Genomic DNA, 21,372 nt, shown 5'->3' with positions numbered 1-21,372 from the left:
GGGAAGTCTGACGTCTCGAACGCCACGTTCGCGACCTCCAACGTCCGGAAAGCCACGTTCAGGGCCCTACCCGCCGCGGGGTAAGGGAGCCGGCTGGCGCAGACTCGTGGTCATGGGTAGCAACCTTCGCAGGCCGATCCTGGCCCTGCTCGCGCCGGCCGCCGTGGTGGTCGTCGTGCTGACCGTGCTGGTCGGCGAGGCCGGATACCTCCCGCTCGGCAACGGCGACCCCGGGAGGTTCACCTCGCTGGGCACCACCCTGCTGCGGCTGGTGGTGGACGTCACCGGGGCACTCTGCGTCGGATCGCTTGCCTTCGCAGCCTTCCTGACCCCGGCACAGCGCTCCGGGTGGCTGGCCGCCGACGGGTACGCGGCCCTGCGCACGGCGGGGGCGGCCGCCATCGGGTGGGCCTGCGCCGCCGCGGCTCTGGTGGTGTTCGACGCGGCGGACTCGGTGGGCAAGCCGGTGAGCGCGGTACTGAGCCCGGCCAAGCTGCTCGGCAACGTCGAGGCCATCGAGGAACCCAAGGCGTGGCTGGTGAGCTGCGTGCTGGTCGCGGTGGTCGCGGTGGCGGCGCGGTTCGTCCTCGGCTGGCTGTCCACCGTGCTGCTGTTCGCGGTGGCGGTGTTCGCCCTGCTGCCGCCTGCGGTGTCCGGGCACACGGCCTCCGGCGCCTGGCACGACGTGGCCACCAACAGCCTGCTCTGGCATGTGGTCGCCGCCGCGCTGTGGATCGGCACCCTGGTCGCGCTGCTCGCCCACCTGCGGCGCAAGGGGGCGTACCGGGAGCTGGCGGTCCGCCGGTACCGCACCCTGGCCACGATCTGCTGGGTGACCCTTGCGCTCTCCGGAATCGTCAACGGGCTCACCGCGGCCACCCCGGAGGGGCTGACCAGCACCGGCTACGGCCTGCTCACCGTGGCCAAGGCGGTGCTGCTGTGCGCGCTGGGCGCGGTCGGCCTGCTGGCGCGCAAGCGGTTCGCCGCGCACGGGGGCAGGCTGGCCATCGCCGAGCTGGCGCTGCTCGGGCTCACCATCGGCGCATCGGTCGGCCTGGCGCATATCCCGCCGCCCGCGCTGCTGAACGCCGCGCCCTCGGTGCTGAACACCATCCTCGGCTACGAGCTGCCGCTGTCGCCGACCGCCGCGATCCTGGCCCTGGACTGGCGGTTCGACCTCGTTCTCGGCACCGTGTCCGTGCTGGCCGTGGCCTGCTACCTGCTCGGCGTGCGGAAGCTGCGCGGCCGGGGCGACCGCTGGCCGGTGGGGCGCACGGCGGCGTGGCTGTGCGGCTGGGCCGCGGTACTGGTGGCGACATCCTCCGGGCTTGGCAAGTACTCCCCCGGCTCGTTCAGCCTGCACATGATCGTCCACATGACCCTGAACATGCTGGCGCCGGTGCTGCTGGCGCTGGCCGGGCCGATCACCCTCGCCTTCCGCGCGCTCCCGGTCGCTGGCAGGGGGAACCCGGCGGGCCTGCGGGAGTGGCTGGTCGCGCTGATCCACTCCAGGGTGGCCAGGATGCTCACCCACCCGCTGGTGGTCTCGGTGCTGTTCGTCGGCTCGTACTACGCGCTGTACTTCTCGTCCCTGTTCGGCGACGCCATGCTGTACCACTGGGGCCACCAGCTGATGAACGTGCACTTCCTGGTGGTCGGGTACCTGTTCTACTGGCTGGTGATCGGGATCGACCCGGCGCCGCGCAGCATGCCGCACCTGGCGAAGCTGGGCATGTTGTTCGCCGCGATGCCGTTCCACGCCTTCTTCGGCGTGATCCTGATGAACAAGCAGACGGTGATCGCGGAGACCTTCTACCGTTACCTCTCCCTGCCGTGGATGGGGGACCTGCTGGCCGACCAGCGGCTCGGTGGCGGCATCGCCTGGGCGACCGGGGAGATTCCCCTGATCATCGTGGTGATCGCGCTACTGGCGCAGTGGGCCCGGCACGACGAGCGGGAGGCGGTGCGCACCGACCGCACCGGGGACGACGACCTGGCCGCCTACAACGCGATGCTGGCCAAACTCGCCGAACGCGAACGCCGCTAGGCCACACGGTGGCGGCTGGCTGGACGGGGGAACCGCCTTCGTCCGCCGGACTCCTGGTCGGCGGGCTCCCATTCGGCCCGGTCCGCGGCGGCGGGATCCTCCTCGGCCGGTAGCGCCTCGCCGGTAGCCGGGCTCGGCCTGCCGTGCCGCCGGTCCTGCCGGTACACCAGGTAGAGCAGCACCAGCCCGACCACCACCAGGCCGTGCGACAGCACCCGTTCCACGGTCACCGCCGCGCCGAGCAGGTCGGCGACCGAGGCCCCGGCCAGCACCAGTACGAACCCGGTGAGCACCGGTAACTGCCCTGCGGCCACCCGCGGGCGCAGCGCCGCCCAGCCGAGGCCGATGCCGACGGCCAGGTTCCAGGCCGCGCTTTCCCTGGTCAGGTGGCCGAACATGTACCCGGTGTCATGACCCGCGTGCATTCCGTTGGCCAGCCCGAGCAGCTGTGCCCCGCCGAGGGTGCTCTGCGCCACGGCGACCACGCCCAGCACGGCCCGCAGCACCCAGGGCCGCCGGGACGGCAACTGGGCACGCCGCAGGATGGTGGCGGTGAGATCGGGCACAGCGGGGGCCGGATGCAGCGAGGTGGACCGGCGCAGGCGCTCGGCCCTGGCCTGCCAGGACCGGCACCAGGCGCAGCCGTCCAGGTGCCGGTCCACGGTCTCCGGCGGTACCGGCTCCTGCTCGCCGTCGATCCTCGCGGACAACGCTTCGCGGCAGAGGTCACAGTTCACACCCTGTTGGTCGCGCCGAACCGCCGTGGAGTTCCCGCAGGTCGGGTGTATTAGCCTGCTTATGTGTCCAGTCCACGCAACGCCGATGACGAGCGGGTGACCGGGCTGGCGCTCGCCGCGGGCCGGGGCGACCGGGCCGCGCTGGAGGCGTGGATCCGGGCGACCCAGGCCGACGTCTGGCGGTTCCTGGCGCATCTGGTGGATGTGCGCTCGGCCGACGACCTCGCGCAGGAGACCTACCTGCGCGCGCTGTCCAGCCTCCCCCGGTTCGCCGGCCGGTCTTCCTCCCGGACCTGGGTGCTGGCCATCGCCAGGCGGGTGGCGGTGGACCAGATCCGCTCGGCCTCGGCCCGGCCCCGCCTGGCCGAGGCCGACTGGGAGGCCGCAGCCGAGCGGGGTGCCGCGCGCGCCACCACCGGGTTCGAGGACCTGGTCGAGCTGCGGATGCTGCTGGCCGGGCTGGACGAGCAACGGCGCGAGGTGCTGGTGCTCACCCAGGTGCTCGGCATGTCCTATCAGGACGCCGCGCAGGTGTGCGGGGTGCCGGTGGGCACCATCCGGTCCAGGGTGGCGCGGGCCAGGGAGGATTTACTTGCCGCGGATCGGGAAGCCGACAACGGTGCGGGCTGAGCGCGGGGAACCGCCTCGGCCCTGGGAACGACTACCTTGGGCGTGACCGTGAGTACATCGAGCACACCGGATGCCCCGGCCCCGGACCGGATCGAACTCGCCATCGGCGGGATGACCTGCGCCGCCTGCGCGGCGCGGGTGCAGCGCACGCTGAACAAGCTGGACGGGGTCGAGGCGACGGTCAACTTCGCCACCGGCCGGGCCGTGGTGCACGGGCCCGCCGAGCTGGACCCGGCCGAGCTGATCGGCAGGGTGGAGGGCGCGGGCTACACCGCCGCCGTGCCCGAGCCGGAACCCGAACCCGAGCCCGGCGACCCCGCACGGGTGCGGGACCTGCGCAGGCGGCTGGCGGTGGCCGCCCTGCTGGCCATCCCGCTCGGCAACCTCTCCATCACCCTGGCGCTGGTCCCCTCGCTGCGCTTCCCGTACTGGGACCTGCTCTGCGTGCTGCTGGCCACCCCGGTGGTGTTCTGGTCGGCACTGCCGTTCCACCGCGCGGCCGTGCGCAACCTGCGGCACGGCGCGTTCAGCATGGACACCCTGGTCTCCATCGGGGTGCTGGCCTCCTACGGCTGGTCCCTGGCCTCGGCGCTGTTCGGCGTCTCGGCCGGGCCCGGCTACTGGCTCGGTTTCGGGGTCACCGCGGCCGGGGCCGACGCGGTGTACCTGGATGTGGCCGCCGGGGTGACCACCTTCCTGCTGGCGGGCCGCTACTTCGAGGCGCGGGCGCGGCGCAGCGCGGGCGCGGTGCTTTCCGCGCTGGCCGACCTGGCCGCGCGCGAGGTCCGGGTGCTGCGGGACGGGGTGGAGACCCTGGTGCCGATCGGCGAGCTGGCTGTGGGCGCGGAGTTCGTGGTGCGTCCCGGCGAGCGGATCGCCACCGACGGCACCGTGGTCAGCGGGGCCTCCGCGGTGGACACCAGCATGATGACCGGGGAGCCGGTGCCGGTGGAGGCGGGCGCCGGGGACGAGGTGATCGGCGGCACGATCAGCACCAGCGGCAGGCTGGTGGTGCGGGCGAACCGGGTCGGCGCCGACACCCAGCTGGCGCAGATGTCCCAGCTCGCCGAGCAGGCGCAGGAACGCAAGGCCAGGGTGCAGAAGCTGGTCGACCGGATCTGCGCGGTGTTCGTCCCGGTCGTGCTGGTCATCGCCGCAGGGACCTTCGCTGCGTGGCTGCTCGCAGGCGAACCGAGCAGGGCCGCCTTCGAGGCCGCGGTCGCGGTGCTGATCATCGCCTGCCCCTGCGCGCTCGGGCTGGCCACCCCCACCGCGCTGATGGTCGGCGTCGGCCGGGGTGCGCAGCTGGGCATCCTGATCAAGGGGCAGGATGCGCTGGAGGCCAGCAGGACGATCGACACCGTGGTGTTCGACAAGACCGGCACCATCACCACCGGCCGGATGACGGTTTCCGGGGTGCACCCCGTGCCCGGCGCCGACCGGGGCGAGGTGCTGCGGCTGGCCGGGGCGGTGGAGAGCGCATCGGAGCACGCGATCGCCACCGCCGTCGTGGCCGTGGCCACCGCGGAGTCGGGACCGCTGCCGGAGGTCGAGGGATTCGCCGCGCTGCCCGGCCTCGGCGCCCGCGGGGTGGTCGAGGGGCGCCAGGTGCTGCTCGGCAGCCCGCGGCTGCTGGCCGACACGGGCGTTGCGGTGCCTGCGGAGGTGACCGAGCTGGTCGGCACGCACCGCGCGCAGGGCGACACCGTGGTGCTGCTGGCCGCGGACGGGGAGTTGCTGGCCGCCCTCACCCTGCACGACGAGATCCGGCCCTCGGCCGCGGCCGCCGTGGCCGAGCTGCACCGGCTGGGGCTGCGGACCGTGCTGCTCACCGGCGACCACGAGAGCACCGCGCGCACGGTGGCCGCAGAGGTCGGCATCGACGAGGTGATCGCCGGGGTGCTGCCCGCGGAGAAGGCCGAACGGATCCGCTCCCTGCGCGAGCAGGGCAGGCAGGTGGCCATGGCCGGCGATGGCATCAACGACGCGCCCGCGCTGGCCACCGCGGACCTCGGGCTGGCGGTGGCGCACGGCACCGATATCGCCATCAGGGCTGCCGACGTGATCCTGGTCCGGGAGGACCTGCGGGTGGTGCCGGATGCGGTGCGGCTGGCACACCGCACCCTTCGCACCATCCGGGGCAACCTGGCCTGGGCGTTCGGCTACAACGTGGCCGCGATCCCGCTGGCCGCGCTGGGCCTGCTGAACCCGTTGATCGCGGGGCTGGCGATGTCCCTTTCCTCGGTGCTGGTGGTGTCGAACAGCCTGCGACTGCGCCAGTTCACCGGCAGCGGCGGGTCACCAGCCGATGGTCGGGTACCAGAACAGGTCGAGCCTGCCGAGCAGCCGCAGGTCCCAGTAGAGCAGGGTGAACGCGCCCGCCACTAGGAAACCCACCGCGGTCACCGCGGCCAGCCTGCCCGGCTTCGCCGTCATCCAGCGCTGCAACCGGCCCCGGGTACCGTGCACCAGCAGCAGGAACAGCAGGGACATCACCACGATGTTGCCCACCGACTGCAGCATGAACGCGCCCGCACCGTAGAGCACGTTCCCGCTCTCGGCCGCGTCCCGGAACATGATCCGGAACAGCGGGAACGGCCGTCCGATCAGGAATCCGCCGATCAACGCCCCGATCACCACCAGCGGGGCCTGCGGGTGGCGGGCGGTGAACCTCGCCAGTGGGTTGCGGATGACGCCGAGCGCGATCAGCCCGAGCAGCAGCATGGCCAGCCCGATGATGCCGAACACGACCATCGCCTGGATGATGCGCGGGGAAAGGCCGCCGCCGTGCGGGGCGGTGGAGAACTGCGGCATCCCGGTGCCCACCAGCGCGACGATCACGCCGTAGACCGCCGATACGCTGAGCATGCCCACCGAGATCCAGCCGAGCGGCCGCAACGTCTGCCCGAGCCGCCGCAGGCCGGTGGCCTCCCTGCCGACCAGCGGCGCGACGGCGCCGAACGCCGCGATGTTGCATGCGGTGAAGGTGCCTGCCAGCCCGGAGACAAAGGCGAACAGGGTGCCGGTGAGCATCCCGGGGATCGGGGTTTCCTTCACGTCGTAACCGAGCAGGGTGTTGGCCACGCTGTCGCCGATGACCCGGTCCACGAACGCCGCGGACCAGACCACGGTAAGCAGGAACCCGGCAAGCAAGGACAAAAGCAGGAGCCGCATCCGGTGTTCGGGATACGGCCCCTCGCCGAAGACCTGCCGGGTGCCTGCCGGTTCCTGTTGAATTGTTGTCATCAAGCCCTCCGTGACGGGGGTGAACGGCCGGAACTCTGGCCGAATCACGGTAGGGCTGAGCGGTACGCGGGCGCCTCTTTCAAACTGCTCAGTTCCGCAAGGGCAATCAGGGTTCGATCAGCGCGCCCGACCACCATTCCCGCCAGCGGTCAGCCAGCTCGGCGAACTCCCCGGCGGGGGTGTGGTACGCGGTGAGCACCACCTGCGCCCCGCCATGCGGGCGATCCACGGTGACCGGCTGGCGCACCACCACCAGCAACCCCTCCCCCAGACTGTCCACTGTAAACACTCGCTGGTTCTCGGTGCGGGCGTACACCTCGCCATGGAACTCGTCCCCGGTCGGCAGGGTGGCGCGGTAGCGGGAACCGAGCGGCAGCGTGCCCGCCTCGGCGAGACCGAGCTCATCCGCCGGGTGTCCCTCGCCAGCCAGCCTGCCCTGCAGCATCAGCGTGCGCCGCTCGGCGAGCGCCTGCCGCTCCAGCGCGAAACGCAGCTGCACCAGGAAGGTGATCCAGCCCTCGCCGGTGTCCTCGTAGTAGGCGTCCCAGTCCGGATCGGCGCCCCGCGGTGCCCTGGTGAGCCGGACGACGGTGCCGCCGTCGGCCGCGGTATGCAGGCTGAACCGGTCGTGGCCGCCGAAGGTCAGTGCCTGCCGCTCGATCTCCTCGGTGACACCGTCCACATAGATCGCTCGCACCTCGTCCTCGAGACCATCGCCGTCCCAGCCGTGCCAGCGGCGGATCAGGTCGGGATCGCGCAGTGCCCGCCAGACCCGTTCCGGCGGCGCGGCGATGGTCACCTCGACATGTGGGGCCTCACTGTCTCCGGTCATCGGAATCCTCCTGCCGTGCGGCGGGATGCCCGGCACCGAGCAGCCGGTACGGGCGCCCGCCCGGGGTGTCGAACTCGGCCACCACCTCGGCGATGGCGCCGGCGAGTGCCTCGGTGAACGGGTGGACATCACCGGGTGCGGCGAACCGGACCTCGGTCTCCACCGTGAAGGTGAGCAGTCTGCGGCCCGCCCGCTCCGCGGCCGCCTGCATCCGCGCGACGTCACGGACGGCGCCCGCCGCCACATCGAGCAGGTGCTCCGCGGCGTGCCGGTCCCCCGCCCGCTGCTCCTCGGTGCCGCCGAGCACCGCCGGGTCGACCAGGAAGGCGTCCGCGGTGGCCCGCAGCACCCGTTCGACGAATCCCCGCCGTTGCCGTTCCTCGGCCAGCTCGACCAGCCCAGCCTCCTCCAGTAGCCGCAGGTGGTACCCGATGCGCTGCCGGGGCAGCTCCAGTTCGGCGGCGAGTTCGGCGGCCGAGGCGGGGGTGCGCAGCCTGGCCAGCAGCCTGCGCCGCAGCGGGGACAGCGCGCGGCGCACCTGCTCCGGCTCCGCCAGCAGCTCGCGAGTGCTCATACCAGAAGTTTCGTATTGACAGAAAAATTTGTCAATATCTGGGCACCGGGCAGCGACCCGCTTCGCTACCCTGACGGCGCCATGGCCAAGCTCCGTAGTCGCGTCCGCGACGCCGCCGAACACGCCCTCGCCCGGCACCAGTACGTGGCGCCCGTGGACCTGCTCGGCGCCTTGGGCTGGCTGCCGGCGCCCCGCGTACAGGAGTGGCGGCAGGGGCGGATCCCCTACCTGGCGCAGGTACTGCCGGTGGGCCCCGACCGGCTCGACGCCGTACTCGGCTACCTGCGGGAATGGGCGGGCGAACGCGGCATGGTGGCGACCGAGCTGGACTACCCGGCCGCTACCAGGGACCGCTGGCAGCTGCGGTTCACCGCGGACGGTGAGCAGGCGCTGGAGCGGGCCTTCCGCACGCACTGGATCTCCCCCGAACTGTCCGAAGGCAGGCGGCGGCAGCTGGAGACCCGGCAGGCCAAGGCACCGGACCTGGTGGTGAACATCCCGGCCGGCGATTGGGAATGCGCCGCTTGCGGCGTCGCCGAGCCTGCCGGTGAGTACCTCTTCCTCGAGGGCGGTGAGCCGCTCTGCCTCGGCTGCGCGGATCTGGGCCACCTGGTCTTCCTCCCGGCAGGCAATGCGGCACTGTCCAGGCGGGCGAAGAAGGAGAGCACGCTGACCGCACTCGTGCTGGAGTTCAACCGCCGCCGCAAGCGCTACGAGCGGCGCGGGGTACTGGTCGAGCGGGCTGCACTGGAGTTGGCCGAGCGGCAGTGCCTTGCCGACGAGGACCTGCGGGCGCGGCGCCGGGAGCGGGACGCGGTGCGGCGGGCCGACGCGGATGTGCGGTTCCAGGCCGCCATGGCCGAGCGGATCCGTGAGCTGTACCCCGGCTGCCCAGCGCAGCGGGCGGCGGCGATCGCCGAGCACGCGGCAACCAGGAGCAGCGGCAGGGTGGGCCGCTCGGCCGCCGGGCGGGCCCTGGACGAGCAGGCCGTCCGGCTCGCGGTGATCGCCTCGGTGCGGCATCTGGACACCGGCTACGACGAGTTGCTGATGTCCGGGGTGCCGCGGATCGAGGCGCGGGAGCGGATCGCCGCGGACATCGACCGGGTGCTACGCGACTGGGCATGACATCGGCTCCCGGCGGGCCGCGTGCGCACGGCCCGCCGGGAGTGCCGGTTGTTACTGGGCGAAGCAGTAGGCGCGGCTGCCGAAGCTCCAGCAGTCCACCTGCCGGGAAGCGGTATCGCTGTTACCCGCCGCATCGGTCACGGTCAGCTCGGCCGTGTAGGTCGCATTCCGATTCGGATAGGTATGCGAAGCGCTGGCACCGGAACCGGTCTCACCATCCCCGAAGTCCCAGGAATACGAAGCGATATCGCCGTCCGGATCGGTCGACCGCGTACCGTCGAAGCCGCAGCTGTCCCACTGGCAGGAGACCTGGAACTCCGCCCGCGGCGGCTCACCCGACTGCGGCGGCCCACCAGCCGTGACCTCCCTGGTCGCCCGACCCGTATTGCCCTCGTCATCCGTCACCGTCAACACGACCGAATAAGTCCCCGCCTCGCCATAAGTATGCGAAGGACTCACCCCAGAACCCGACTGCCCATCACCAAAATCCCAGGCATACGAAACAACCGAACCATCCGGATCACTCGAACCCGACCCATCGAACGAACACGACGGCTCACTCTCCGAACAATCCACCGAGAACGACGCCGTCGGATCGGTCGGATTGCCACCGCTGCCGCCCGCCAGTTCCCACAGTGCCCAGGAGATGGCGTCCACGTTGTGGCCCAGCGCGGTCTCGTTGAGGTTGGACATGGTGTCGCAGGAGCGGTGGTAGCACCGGTCGTAGGCGACCCCGGCCTGGCCACCCCACTTGTCCGCCTGTGCCTGCGTCTTCTCCTGCTCGGCACCGGTGAAGATGCCACCGGTCTTGACCCCGATCCGCTGGAAGGACGCGCTGTCGCTGCGCCCGCCGACGCTTTGCCCCTCGGTGGGCACCCCGGCGTCGACGTAGTAGTCCTTGATGGTCTGCTCGATCTGCGGGTCGTCGTCGTTGTAGACGAAGTAGCCCGCGTTCGGTGAGCCGATCATGTCGAAGTTCAGATACGCCTCGATCCGGTCGCGCTCGCTGCCAGGCAGTTCACTGGTGTAGTGCTTGGAGCCGTTCAGCCCGGCCTCCTCATCACCCCACCAGCCGAACCGGACGGTCACCGGCGGGTTCGGGTTGGCGGCGGCGAAGGCCTCGGCCACCGCGAGGATGCCCGCCGAACCGGTACCGTTGTCGTTGATCCCCGGCCCGGCACAGACGCTGTCCAGGTGGCCGCCCAGCATGATCACCGTGCTGGTGTCCTGGCCCGGCAGTTCGGCGAGCACGTTGCTGCTCTGGCCGCTCCAGGTGGAGAACGGCTGCTCGGTCACCGTGTATCCGGCGGTCTCGGTGCGGTCCATCACGTAGTCCACCGAACCGGTGTACCCGCCGGACCCGGTGCAGCGGTTCCCGTTGCCCTGGTTCTCGGCAATGCTCTGGAACTGGCGCAGGTGGTCCAGCACCGTCTCGGTGGAGATGTCCGGCGCCCCGTTCGGCAGGTCCGCCGCCTGCGCCGCCCCGGCCGCCACCGGAGCCGCGAAGCCCGCGGCCAGCGCGGCGGCCGCTACCACGACCGTGGTCGTCATCCTTCTCATCATTGGTTCCTTCCTGTCCCTGGCCGGGGTTACTGGGCGAAGCAGTAGGCGCGGCTGCCGAAGCTCCAGCAGTCCACCTGCCGGGAAGCGGTATCGCTGTTACCCGCCGCATCGGTCACGGTCAGCTCGGCCGTGTAGGTCGCATTCCGATTCGGATAGGTATGCGAAGCGCTGGCACCGGAACCGGTCTCACCATCCCCGAAGTCCCAGGAATACGAAGCGATATCGCCGTCCGGATCGGTCGACCGCGTACCGTCGAAGCCGCAGCTGTCCCACTGGCAGGAGACCTGGAACTCCGCCCGCGGCGGCTCACCCGACTGCGGCGGCCCACCAGCCGTGACCTCCCTGGTCGCCCGACCCGTATTGCCCTCGTCATCCGTCACCGTCAACACGACCGAATAAGTCCCGCCTCGCCATAAGTATGCGAAGGACTCACCCCAGAACCCGACTGCCCATCACCAAAATCCCAGGCATACGAAACAACCGAACCATCCGGATCACTCGAACCCGACCCATCGAACGAACACGACGGCTCACTCTCCGAACAATCCACCGAGAACGACGCCGTCGGATCGGTCGGATTGCCACCGCTGCCGCCCGCCAGTTCCCACAGTGCCCAGGAGATGGCGTCCACGTTGTGGCCCAGCGCGGTCTCGTTGAGGTTGGACATGGTGTCGCAGGAGCGGTGGTAGCACCGGTCGTAGGCGACCCCGGCCTGGCCACCCCACTTGTCCGCCTGTGCCTGCGTCTTCTCCTGCTCGGCACCGGTGAAGATGCCACCGGTCTTGACCCCGATCCGCTGGAAGGACGCGCTGTCGCTGCGCCCGCCGACGCTTTGCCCCTCGGTGGGCACCCCGGCGTCGACGTAGTAGTCCTTGATGGTCTGCTCGATCTGCGGGTCGTCGTCGTTGTAGACGAAGTAGCCCGCGTTCGGTGAGCCGATCATGTCGAAGTTCAGATACGCCTCGATCCGGTCGCGCTCGCTGCCAGGCAGTTCACTGGTGTAGTGCTTGGAGCCGTTCAGCCCGGCCTCCTCATCACCCCACCAGCCGAACCGGACGGTCACCGGCGGGTTCGGGTTGGCGGCGGCGAAGGCCTCGGCCACCGCGAGGATGCCCGCCGAACCGGTACCGTTGTCGTTGATCCCCGGCCCGGCACAGACGCTGTCCAGGTGGCCGCCCAGCATGATCACCGTGCTGGTGTCCTGGCCCGGCAGTTCGGCGAGCACGTTGCTGCTCTGGCCGCTCCAGGTGGAGAACGGCTGCTCGGTCACCGTGTATCCGGCGGTCTCGGTGCGGTCCATCACGTAGTCCACCGAACCGGTGTACCCGCCGGACCCGGTGCAGCGGTTCCCGTTGCCCTGGTTCTCGGCAATGCTCTGGAACTGGCGCAGGTGGTCCAGCACCGTCTCGGTGGAGATGTCCGGCGCCCCGTTCGGCAGGTCCGCCGCCTGCGCCGCCCCGGCCGCCACCGGAGCCGCGAAGCCCGCGGCCAGCGCGGCGGCCGCTACCACGACCGTGGTCGTCATCCTTCTCATCATTGGTTCCTTCCTGTCCCTGGCCGGGGTTACTGGGCGAAGCAGTAGGCGCGGCTGCCGAAGCTCCAGCAGTCCACCTGCCGGGAAGCGGTATCGCTGTTACCCGCCGCATCGGTCACGGTCAGCTCGGCCGTGTAGGTCGCATTCCGATTCGGATAGGTATGCGAAGCGCTGGCACCGGAACCGGTCTCACCATCCCCGAAGTCCCAGGAATACGAAGCGATATCGCCGTCCGGATCGGTCGACCGCGTACCGTCGAAGCCGCAGCTGTCCCACTGGCAGGAGACCTGGAACTCCGCCCGCGGCGGCTCACCCGACTGCGGCGGCCCACCAGCCGTGACCTCCCTGGTCGCCCGACCCGTATTGCCCTCGTCATCCGTCACCGTCAACACGACCGAATAAGTCCCCGCCTCGCCATAAGTATGCGAAGGACTCACCCCAGAACCCGACTGCCCATCACCAAAATCCCAGGCATACGAAACAACCGAACCATCCGGATCACTCGAACCCGACCCATCGAACGAACACGACGGCTCACTCTCCGAACAATCCACCGAGAACGACGCCGCCGGATCGGTCGGATCACCCTGGCATTGCTCGCTTCCGGTGACATCCACCGCGTTCCATGCCGCCAGCACGCCGCGGTACTCGGTGGAGCATTCGCCGTAGAGCTCGGTCGCTGCGGCGAGGGTGTCCGCGCGGGCGTCCGGATACTGGGTACGAGAGACGAAGTACTCATCCAGCGCCTTGAACCAGATGTCGGCGGCCTTCTCCTTGCCGATTCCGGTGACGGTGGAGCCGTCACAGGTCGGGCTGTCGCCGTACTCGGTCTGCCCGCTACCCTCGGCGAGCAGGAAGAAGAAGTGGTTACCGATCCCCGAGGTGTAGTGCGGGTCGGCGCGACGGCCCTGCTGGTAGCAGCCGAAGGAATTGCCGTCCAGGGTCGGGTCGTACATGTACCGCAGCGGCGTGCCGTTGCCCCGGATATCGATCTCCTCGCCGATCTCGTAGTCGCCGGGATCGGCGGAGTTGCCGGCGTAGAACTCGGCCATCGTGCCGAAGATGTCGCTGGTGGCCTCGTTCAGCCCGCCACAGTCGGTCTCGTCGTAGCACAGCCCCGACAGCGCCTCGGTGACGCCATGTGCCATCTCGTGCCCGGCCACGTCCAGCGCGGTCAGTGGGTTGCTGTTGTTCCGGCCGTCGCCGTAGGTCATCTGCCTGCCGTCCCAGAACGCGTTGACGTACTCGTCGCCGTAATGCACCCGGCTGGGCACGCCCCGGCCGTCGCCGAAGATTCCGTCCCTGCCGTGCACGTTCTTGAAGTAGTCGTAGGTGACCGCGGCGCCGTAGTGCGCGTCCACCGCGGCCGACTGGTCGTTGGCCGGGCTGCCGTCGCCCCACCGGTCGTCCTCGTCGGTCATCCGGGAACAGCTGAACCGGCCGTTGTTCATATCGCAGGTGTAGCCCTCGCCGCGCTCCGGATCGGTCAGCTCGTAGCTACCCTGGGAGCCGGTGGTGTCGATCTCCACCGAACCGACGTGTACGCCCTCGCCGGTGCCCGCCATCACCTCGTCGGTGCGGAACAGCAGCGCACCGTCCTCGGCGTCGGTCACCACGTGCAGCCTGCTCGGTGTCTGGCCATCCGGCTTGAACCCGGACACCACGGTTTCCCATGCCAGCCGCGGGAGGTTCCCGGCGGTTCCGGCGTCCACCACCAGGCGGGGCTCGCCCACCTGGTCCACCGACCCCCGGAAGTGCCGCGGCGCCGCCGCCCTCGCGGCCGCCGCAGTGATCGCCGGGTCGGTGTCCACTGTCACCGGCCGGTCCTGGGACATGGACATGCCGGTGAGCGCACCGGCGGAATCGTGGTGCACGACGAGATCGCCGCCAAGGACCGGCAGGCCCCGGTAGGTCCGGTCGAACCGCACATCGGTCGAGCCGTCCGAACCGATGACCACGCGGCGTACCTGGTAGTCGTCCTGTGCCGAGGACTTGGCCAGGCCGGACCGGTTGGCAAGTGCCTGTTCGGCACGGGCGATCGCCTCCGCCCGGTCCGGCCGGTCGGCCGGACCGGGCTCGGCCGCGGCTGCTATTCCAGGCGGGGCCAGGATCAGGCCCGCCAGTAGCACCGCGGTACCCAGAGCGCGCAGGGTTGTGCTCATGGCTACCTCCGTTGCGGTGTGCCACGGCAGGGCCGCGGCACACATAGGATCTTCCGCATGTCACTGTCCGGTGGCCGAGATTTCGGATTCAATCCGTAGGCATACCTAGTTAATTCGCTCCGGCACCGGAAAACCGACGAAAGTAGCCAGGGAATAGCCCGGCGCGAAAAGAATCCGTATGGGCTACGGAGGCTGGTGCGGATTGTTCTTTACGCGATCGCCTGCCGATGCTCGATGCACCGGATATCCGAGCGGAAGAGGCAGGATGAGACAACAGCGAACACGAAGGTTCGGCGGTGCCGCCGGGCTGGCCGTCACGGCCGCGCTGCTGGCCATGACCCCGGGGCTGGCGCAGGCCGACCCGAGCACCGAGCCGGGGGATCCCGGCTTGCGGGCCGTAACCCCGACGGAAGCCGAGCCCCAGGACGGCCCTGGCACCCAGATCGTCGGCGGGGAGAAGGTTTCCGTCGCGGACTACCCCTATGCCATCGCCATGCTGCGCGAGGGCGGTCCCCGCCCGATGGGCCAGACCTGCACCGCCTCGGTGGTGGCGCCGAAGGTGATCGTCACCGCGGCGCACTGCAAGGACGGTTCCGGCGCGAAGTCGATGTACTACGGCGCCGATGACCTTACCGTTGGCGGCGGTACCGAGATCGAGGTCGAGCACTACTTCCAGCATCCGAACTACCAGTCCCCGAACGGCTGGCAGACCGGGTGGGACGTGGGCATCGTGGTGACCAAGACCGAGGTCCCGGTCCCGGACGGTTTCCAGTACCCCCGGGTCGCCGGCTCCGGGGACACCGCGCTGGACGACCCCGGCACCGACGCACTGACCCTCGGCTACGGCCGCATCCGGGACGGGGAGAACGAGTACGGGCACCTGAAGAAGGCCGATCTGCCCATCGTCGACGGGCAGAACACCTGCGGCTCGTTCGGATCTTTCAACGAGGCCTACATGATCTGCGCCGGGTACGCCGACGGCCACGACGGCATCTGCCAGGGCGACAGCGGCGGGCCGCTGGTGGTGGACGGGGTGATCATCGGGGTCAGTTCCTGGGTCCAGACCGGCTGCGGCAGCTACGGAGCCTGGGGGCGGCTGACCAACGAGATGGGCGACTGGGCCAACGAGAAGATCGAGGAGTACAGCGATCCGACCGAGCCGGGCACGCCCTCGGCCTCGTTCACCGCGGACTGCTCCACCACCGAGCCCAGCTGCTCCTTCGACGCCTCGGCCTCCACCGACGAGGACGGCTCGATCGCGTCCTACGCCTGGGACTTCGGCGACGGTGAGACCGGCAGCGGGCGGACACCCTCGCACGACTACGCGCGGGCGGGCGAGTACACCGTCGAGCTGACCGTGACCGACAACGAGGGCAAGACCGACGCCGCACGGAAGGCGGTCTACGCGGGTGAACCTCCCGCGGGCGACCCGCCGTCGGCCTCGTTCACCGTGCAGTGCCAGTGGCAGGACTGCCGCTTCGACGGCACCCGTAGCACCGACCCGGACGGGGACATCACTTCCTACGCCTGGGACTTCGGTGACGGCCGGACCGGTAGCGGGGCCACCACCTCGCATGCTTATCCGGGCCGCCAGGCCAACTACACCGTGCGCCTCGAGGTCACCGACCGCTCCGGCAACACCGACACCGCCACCAGGCAGGTGCAGTGCTGGAGCTTCGGCGGGGGCCAGGCCTTCTGCTTCGGGCAGTAACGCAGGGACACCGGGGTGCACCCACGTGCAGGGGGTGCACCCCGGCCTGTTGCCAGGCCCTCAGTGTGGGCAGGTGTCCCGGTACTCCGAGATCTCGGCATCCGGGCTCGGTGCAGGGCAGAGGAACCGCTCGTAGCGGGTGTCGTTGTCGATGAACCGTTTCAGCCATGAGATCGCGAACTTGGCGATCACCGTGTTCGGCGAGTTGGTGACGAAGTGCCCCTTCCCCTTCATCTCCAGATACGCCTTGTCCAAAGAAGACGGTAGCGACTGGTAGAACGGCTCGGCGTGCGTGTCAACCGGCGCGATGAAGTCGGTCTCCCCACCGATGATCATCGTTGGAACGTCCACACCGGACCAGTTCTGGTTGAGATGCCACGGCGCCAGCGGAATGGCGGCCTGGAGCTCAGTGCGCTCGTCGACGGCGGAAAGCGAGCCACCCCCGCCCATCGAGTGCCCGAGCACGCCGAGCCGGTCGGCGTCGATCCGGTCGGCGACCGTGCTATGGGTGGTCAGGTAGTCCAGCGCGGCGAGCAGCTGGTCCCCACGCTGGTCGGGGAAGTCGAAAATCCCGTTCGTGTCGATGGTGAACACCACGAATCCCTGGGAAGCCAGCCGCTGCCCGTACCAGGAGATCGCGGACTGGCTCTCGGTGAATCCGGGCGAGATGGCGACCGCGCCGAAGGTTCCCTCGCTGGTGTCGGTCGGGTAGTAGATCGTGCCGCCGCCGAACCCTTGCACGCCGCCGCGGGCGACCGTGGTGGTGGCGGTGGCGAACGGGCCGCGCGGCGCCTCGATGCTGCGCTCGGTCGGGTCGGGGCCGCGCTCGAATGGGTTCTCCTGCGCGGTCGCGGTCGGCGCGCAAGCGAGCATTGCCGTTGCCGCGACCAGCGCGGTGAACCCGCCGCTGAGCCTTCTGTTCAAGGTGGACACGCCGTTGTTCCTCCTGTGCGCAGGGAAGTGTGTTCCGCACGCTAGAAGTCCGCGAACGGCGGGAGCAATAGATTCGCTCTGGCACGATTCGAAATCGGCACCGGATGACAAGCGGGAAGCAGACGCATGTCATGCCGATGACAGCTCGCGGCGGGCGCCGAGCTACTCGGACTGCGCACCGACGCGGGTGGCAAACACGCCGTCAGTTGGCTCGGTAGGGGCTGCCTGCGGGGAGGGCGGCCGCGGCGATATGCCCGGCCAGCTGGTCGATATCGCCGCGCACGCCGGCGCAGGTGACCCGGATGTGATCGGCGGCCAGCGGCGCGGAAAGGAACGGGGAGCCCGGTGCCGCGGTGATCTGGTTGACCGCGAGGGCGACCAGCGCCGCCGTCTCATCGCGCACCTCGATCCAGAGGTTGATCCCGTCCCCGCCTGCCACCCGCACTCCCCTGCCGGTCAGCGCTTCGGTGAGCAGGCCACGGCGTTGCGCGTATACCCGGCTGGCGTGGGCCACCTCGGCGACCGAGGCCGGATCGGTCAGCAGGTGCAGCAGCAGCGCCTGCAACAGGCGGCTCGACCAGGCCGGCCCGAGCAGGCGACGACGCAACACCTTCTCCACGATCGCGTCCACCCCACCGAGCGCGGCCAGCCGCAGGTCGGGGCCGTGCGACTTGGAGAATCCGCGGACGTGCACGGTCTGCTCCGGCAGGTAACTGCCGAGGCTCACCGGCGGCGAGGTGGACAGCGGCGCACCGTGGTCGTCCTCGATGATCACCAGGTCCTTGGCCACCCCGAGGATCGAGGCCAGCCGCATGGCCCGCTGGTCGGACATGGTGTGACCACTGGGGTTCTGCGCGCGTGGCTGGATGACCAGCGCCGCGGGCGGGGAACCGGCGACCGCATCGGCCAGCGCGTCCGGGCGCACCCCCTCGGCATCCAGCGGCAGCCCGAGCACGGTGATCCCGCGTTCCTCCAGCAGGTCGAGAATCGGCGGGAAGGTCGGGTTCTCCACCAGCACCCGGTCGCCGAACCGCAGTACCACCTCGAAGACCCGGTCGATGGCGTCCATCGCGCCGTCCACCATGGTGAGCGCGGCCGGGCGGAACGGCCAGTCGGCGCGTAGCACCTCCTCCAGTTCCGGTAGCACCGGCGCGTCGAAGTAGGAGCTCGCGGCGGCATGCCTGCTCAGCTTGTGCATGGCGGGCCCGAGATCCGGCAGCAGGTCCGGATCGGGCGTTCCGGTGGACAGGTCCAGCGCGGGCGGCGGGCCGTTGTGGTGCAGCTTGGAGAACCTGGTCGCCGCGGCGGGCTGCGGCCGCCCCCGCACGGTGGTGCCCCGGCGACCACCGGTCTCCACCACCCCGGCACTGGAGAGCGAACGCCAGGCCTCGGACACCGTCGTCGGGCTCACCCGCAGCGACCTGGCCAGCGCCCGGACCGTCGGCAACCGGGTGCCGACCTCGATCTCACCGGTGGACACCAGCCGCGCCACCGACCGGGCAATGCCATCGGCGCTGCTCTCGGCGAGGCGGGCGGCAAGGCGCTCCGCGGTCCACATCTTTTGTACGGTAACAAAAGTCCCTTGTAATTCAACAATGTGCGACGTTTGATTCTGGCTGGCATCGCGCAGCAGGCCGCCAGGAGGAACGATGAGCCAGCCGGTTCGGGCCAGGGACCTCGGCATCGACCTGCCGGGCAACACCGGCCCGCACAACGGAATCACCGATGTGCCCGGGGTGGAAGTCGGTTACACCACGCTCATCGAGGGTGACGGGCCACTGCGCACCGGATCCGGGCCGGTACGCACCGGGGTCACCGCGCTACTGCCGCGGGGCAGGGAAGGTGTCGGCACCGCCTGCGCCGCGGGCTGGTACTCGCTGAACGGCAACGGCGAGATGACCGGAACCACCTGGCTCAGCGAGACCGGTTCGCTGGACACTCCGGTGCTGATCACCAACACGCACGCCGTCGGGCCCTGCCACCGGGGCGTCATCGACTGGATCGTCGAGCACAAACCCGCGATGGCCGCGGAATGGCTGCTGCCGGTGGTCGCCGAGACCTGGGACGGTTACCTGAACGACATCAACGGCCCACATGTGCGGCCGGAACACGCGGTGCAGGCGATCGAAACCGCGGCGCCCGGCCCGATCGTCGAGGGTTCGGTCGGCGGCGGTACCGGGATGAACTGCTACGCCTTCAAGGGCGGCAGCGGAACCGCCTCCCGGACCGTCCGGTATGGACAGCACAGCTACACGGTTGGCGCCTTCGTACAGGCCAACTTCGGATCCCGGCGAGAGCTGACCGTCACCGGCACCCCGGTCGGTAACGCCCTCGCCGTGGACAACCCGATGGAGGAGATGGACTGGGCCACCCCGCCCGGCGCCGGTTCGGTGATCGTCATCCTTGGCACCGACGCCCCGCTGCTGCCGAACCAGTGCACCGCGCTGGCCCGGCGGGTACCACTGGGTCTCGCCCGTACCGGAACCACCGGTTCGCACTTCTCCGGGGACGTCTTCCTCGCCTTCAGCACGGCCAACGCCGGTGCGCTGAACAGTTCCTTCCCGCGCGGCGAACCGGGTGCGGGCGATTACGACGTACTTCGCTTCATCCCATGGGGACGCATGGACCCCTACTACCGCGCGGTGGTGGAAGCGGTCGAGGAAGCCGTGCTGAACGCGCTGGTCGCGGGCCGAACCATGGTCGGAAGGGACGACCACCGTTCCCCGGGGCTGCCACACGACGATCTCGTGCGGCTGCTCCGGCGGCAGTAGACGGGGTACACGACCCGAGCAAGGGATTGCAATGACCGCATCCGAGAACCCAACCGATACCTCGAACACCGAGCAGCCAACGCAGTTGCGCCGTGGACTGAAGGTCCTCGGCACCGTGCTGATCACGCTGTCCGCGATCACCCCGGCATCATCGGTGTTCATCATCGCGCCGGGCGTGCTGGAGCAGGCCGGAACCGGTGCACTGTGGAGCTTCCTGGCCGCGGGCGTGGTCGGGATCTTCATGGCCTTCGTCTACGCCGAGCTGGCCTCGGCCTACCCGCTGTCCGGCGGCGAGTACGCGATCGTGGGCCGCACCCTCGGCAGGTTGCCCGGATTCCTGATCCTCGGCCTGTTCCTGATCACCCAGCTGCTGATCCTCGCGGTGATCGCGCTCGGGGTCGGCACCTATCTCGGTGTGCTGCTACCAGGGCTGAACGGCCAGGTCACCGCCGCGGTGGTGGTCATCGGCTCCGCGATACTCGCGGTGTTCGACGTCAAGTTCAACGCGGTGGTCACCGGGATCTTCCTCGCGGTAGAGATGGCGGCGCTGGTGGTGCTGTCCATGCTCGGCTTCCTCAACGTGGAACGCCCGCTCGGCGAGGTGCTGCTGGACCCGGTCGTCGCTTCCGGAGGGTCGGATCTCGCGCCCGCCTCGGTGGGACTGATCGCCGCGGCGGTCGCGGTCGCGATCTTCGCCTACAACGGCTACGGCAGCGCGGTGTACTTCGGCGAGGAGACCGCGGACGCCAACCGGGGTATCGCGCGGGCGATCCTGTGGGCACTCGGGGTCACCGTGATCGCCGAGCTGCTTCCGGTCACCGCGATGGTGCTCGGCACCCCGGATCTCGCCGCCACCTTCGGCGCGGAGAACATGATGAACCACTTCGTCACCGAACGCGGCGGGAGCACGCTGAACACCGTGATCAGCCTCGCGGTTGCGCTGGCCATCATCAACGCGGTCATCGCGATCACCCTGCTGAGCGCGCGGCTGCTGTTCAGCACCGGTAGGGACCGGGTCTGGTCCCGCTCCATCAACCGCGGTATGGCGGCGATCCACCCGCGGTTCGGCACCCCGTGGGTCGCCACCCTGGTGACCGGGGCGGTCGGCGCCGCGATCTGCTTCGTGGACGAGACCCTGCTGCTGGTGCTCACCGGAACCGGTCTGGTCGTGGTGTACGGGAGCCTGTGCGTCGCGGTGCTCGCCGGGCGGCGGAACGGCTCCACGGCGCACGCCGTCTACAAGATGCCGCTGTTCCCGCTACCCCCGGTGATCGGGCTGGCCGCGCTGGTCTACGTGGTGTACCAGAACGCGCTGGACCCCAAGATCGGCAGACCGAGCCTGATCGTCACCGGGGTGATCCTGCTGCTCGCGCTGGCCTACTACGTGTTCGTGCTGCGCCGCCGCGGCACCTGGGAACTGCGCGGCCCCGAGGAAGACGATCAGACCACAGTAGACACACCGGACGCCGAGCCCACCGGGTCCGCGACGGAGCCGAGTTGATGT

The 21,372-nt window shown here is 69.9% G+C and carries 17 protein-coding genes; 7 read left to right on the top strand and 10 right to left on the bottom strand.

What is annotated here, in order from left to right; all coding sequences use genetic code 11:
* Positions 1-112: 112 nt before the first annotated feature.
* The gene (locus KOI47_RS03760) at positions 113-2,047 is read left to right on the top strand and encodes a bifunctional copper resistance protein CopD/cytochrome c oxidase assembly protein (RefSeq protein ID WP_216214018.1); all 1,935 of its coding nucleotides are present in this window, start codon (positions 113-115) and stop codon (positions 2,045-2,047) included.
* Here KOI47_RS03760 and KOI47_RS03755 read toward each other — a convergent pair.
* Entirely contained in the window at positions 2,044-2,757 is a 714-nt protein-coding gene (locus tag KOI47_RS03755; protein WP_232376520.1) for a hypothetical protein, read from the bottom strand. The two genes, KOI47_RS03760 and KOI47_RS03755, sit on opposite strands and share 4 nt — an antisense overlap.
* A 90-nt stretch (positions 2,758-2,847) precedes the next feature.
* Between KOI47_RS03755 and sigC the strand changes: the two genes are divergently transcribed.
* Entirely contained in the window at positions 2,848-3,414 is a 567-nt protein-coding gene (sigC, locus tag KOI47_RS03750) for an RNA polymerase sigma factor SigC (protein ID WP_216214015.1), read from the top strand.
* 42 nt (positions 3,415-3,456) lie between these two features.
* On the top strand, positions 3,457-5,802 hold the full coding sequence (locus KOI47_RS03745; protein ID WP_269756691.1) for a heavy metal translocating P-type ATPase: 2,346 nt from the start codon (positions 3,457-3,459) through the stop codon (positions 5,800-5,802).
* On the opposite strand, the gene KOI47_RS03740 is transcribed toward KOI47_RS03745, so the two are convergent.
* The 3 genes from KOI47_RS03740 to KOI47_RS03730 all read right to left on the bottom strand — a co-directional run bounded on the left by KOI47_RS03740 (position 5,713) and on the right by KOI47_RS03730 (position 8,066).
* Complete coding sequence (locus tag KOI47_RS03740; RefSeq protein WP_216214013.1) at positions 5,713-6,660, bottom strand: hypothetical protein; 948 nt, start codon at positions 6,658-6,660, stop codon at positions 5,713-5,715. The genes KOI47_RS03745 and KOI47_RS03740 overlap by 90 nt on opposite strands.
* Before the next feature lie 106 nt (positions 6,661-6,766).
* A complete protein-coding gene (locus KOI47_RS03735; RefSeq protein WP_216214011.1) occupies positions 6,767-7,492 on the bottom strand; it encodes an SRPBCC family protein in 726 nt (241 codons plus the stop codon).
* Entirely contained in the window at positions 7,476-8,066 is a 591-nt protein-coding gene (locus KOI47_RS03730) for a helix-turn-helix domain-containing protein (protein ID WP_216214009.1), read from the bottom strand. The genes KOI47_RS03735 and KOI47_RS03730 overlap by 17 nt, the downstream gene beginning before the upstream one ends.
* An 81-nt stretch (positions 8,067-8,147) precedes the next feature.
* Here KOI47_RS03730 and KOI47_RS03725 point away from each other — a divergent pair, with 81 nt between their 5' ends.
* The gene (locus KOI47_RS03725; protein ID WP_216214007.1) at positions 8,148-9,194 is read left to right on the top strand and encodes a DUF2293 domain-containing protein; all 1,047 of its coding nucleotides are present in this window, start codon (positions 8,148-8,150) and stop codon (positions 9,192-9,194) included.
* A 51-nt stretch (positions 9,195-9,245) separates the two neighbouring features.
* Here KOI47_RS03725 and KOI47_RS03720 read toward each other — a convergent pair whose 3' ends face one another.
* From KOI47_RS03720 to KOI47_RS03705, 4 genes are read right to left on the bottom strand one after another with little or no spacing between them, the layout of a single operon-like run.
* The gene (locus KOI47_RS03720) at positions 9,246-10,745 is read right to left on the bottom strand and encodes a M20/M25/M40 family metallo-hydrolase (RefSeq protein ID WP_216214006.1); all 1,500 of its coding nucleotides are present in this window, start codon (positions 10,743-10,745) and stop codon (positions 9,246-9,248) included.
* Between the two features lie 38 nt (positions 10,746-10,783).
* A complete protein-coding gene (locus tag KOI47_RS03715; protein ID WP_232376816.1) occupies positions 10,784-11,137 on the bottom strand; it encodes a PKD domain-containing protein in 354 nt (117 codons plus the stop codon).
* Positions 11,138-11,139: 2 nt separating this feature from the next.
* Positions 11,140-12,282, bottom strand: a complete 1,143-nt coding sequence (locus tag KOI47_RS03710; protein WP_216214002.1) for a M20/M25/M40 family metallo-hydrolase — start codon at positions 12,280-12,282, stop codon at positions 11,140-11,142.
* A 38-nt stretch (positions 12,283-12,320) separates the two neighbouring features.
* Positions 12,321-14,453 (bottom strand): M4 family metallopeptidase, encoded by a 2,133-nt coding sequence (locus tag KOI47_RS03705; RefSeq protein ID WP_216214000.1) that lies wholly within the window; start codon positions 14,451-14,453, stop codon positions 12,321-12,323.
* A gap of 265 nt (positions 14,454-14,718) precedes the next feature.
* Here KOI47_RS03705 and KOI47_RS03700 point away from each other — a divergent pair, with 265 nt between their 5' ends.
* Positions 14,719-16,164, top strand: a complete 1,446-nt coding sequence (locus KOI47_RS03700; RefSeq protein WP_216213998.1) for a PKD domain-containing protein — start codon at positions 14,719-14,721, stop codon at positions 16,162-16,164.
* Between the two features lie 60 nt (positions 16,165-16,224).
* Here KOI47_RS03700 and KOI47_RS03695 read toward each other — a convergent pair whose 3' ends face one another.
* Both KOI47_RS03695 and KOI47_RS03690 read right to left on the bottom strand, forming a co-directional pair.
* Positions 16,225-17,037, bottom strand: coding sequence for an alpha/beta hydrolase family protein (locus tag KOI47_RS03695; RefSeq protein WP_216217062.1), 813 nt, complete (start codon positions 17,035-17,037; stop codon positions 16,225-16,227).
* A 262-nt stretch (positions 17,038-17,299) separates the two neighbouring features.
* The gene (locus KOI47_RS03690; RefSeq protein WP_216213996.1) at positions 17,300-18,655 is read right to left on the bottom strand and encodes an aminotransferase class I/II-fold pyridoxal phosphate-dependent enzyme; all 1,356 of its coding nucleotides are present in this window, start codon (positions 18,653-18,655) and stop codon (positions 17,300-17,302) included.
* Positions 18,656-18,746: 91 nt separating this feature from the next.
* Here KOI47_RS03690 and KOI47_RS03685 point away from each other — a divergent pair, with 91 nt between their 5' ends.
* Together KOI47_RS03685 and KOI47_RS03680 are read left to right on the top strand one after the other, a co-directional pair.
* Positions 18,747-19,868: a DmpA family aminopeptidase gene (locus KOI47_RS03685; protein ID WP_216213994.1), complete on the top strand. Its 1,122-nt coding sequence runs from the start codon at positions 18,747-18,749 to the stop codon at positions 19,866-19,868.
* Between the two features lie 31 nt (positions 19,869-19,899).
* Complete coding sequence (locus tag KOI47_RS03680) at positions 19,900-21,369, top strand: APC family permease (RefSeq protein ID WP_216213992.1); 1,470 nt, start codon at positions 19,900-19,902, stop codon at positions 21,367-21,369.
* Positions 21,370-21,372: the final 3 nt, after the last annotated feature.

It is taken from the genome of Amycolatopsis aidingensis, assembly GCF_018885265.1.
Lineage (GTDB): Bacteria > Actinomycetota > Actinomycetes > Mycobacteriales > Pseudonocardiaceae > Amycolatopsis > Amycolatopsis aidingensis.
The sequence above is the reverse complement of the archived record's forward strand: the minus strand, read 5'-3'. Positions and strand labels throughout refer to the sequence as shown.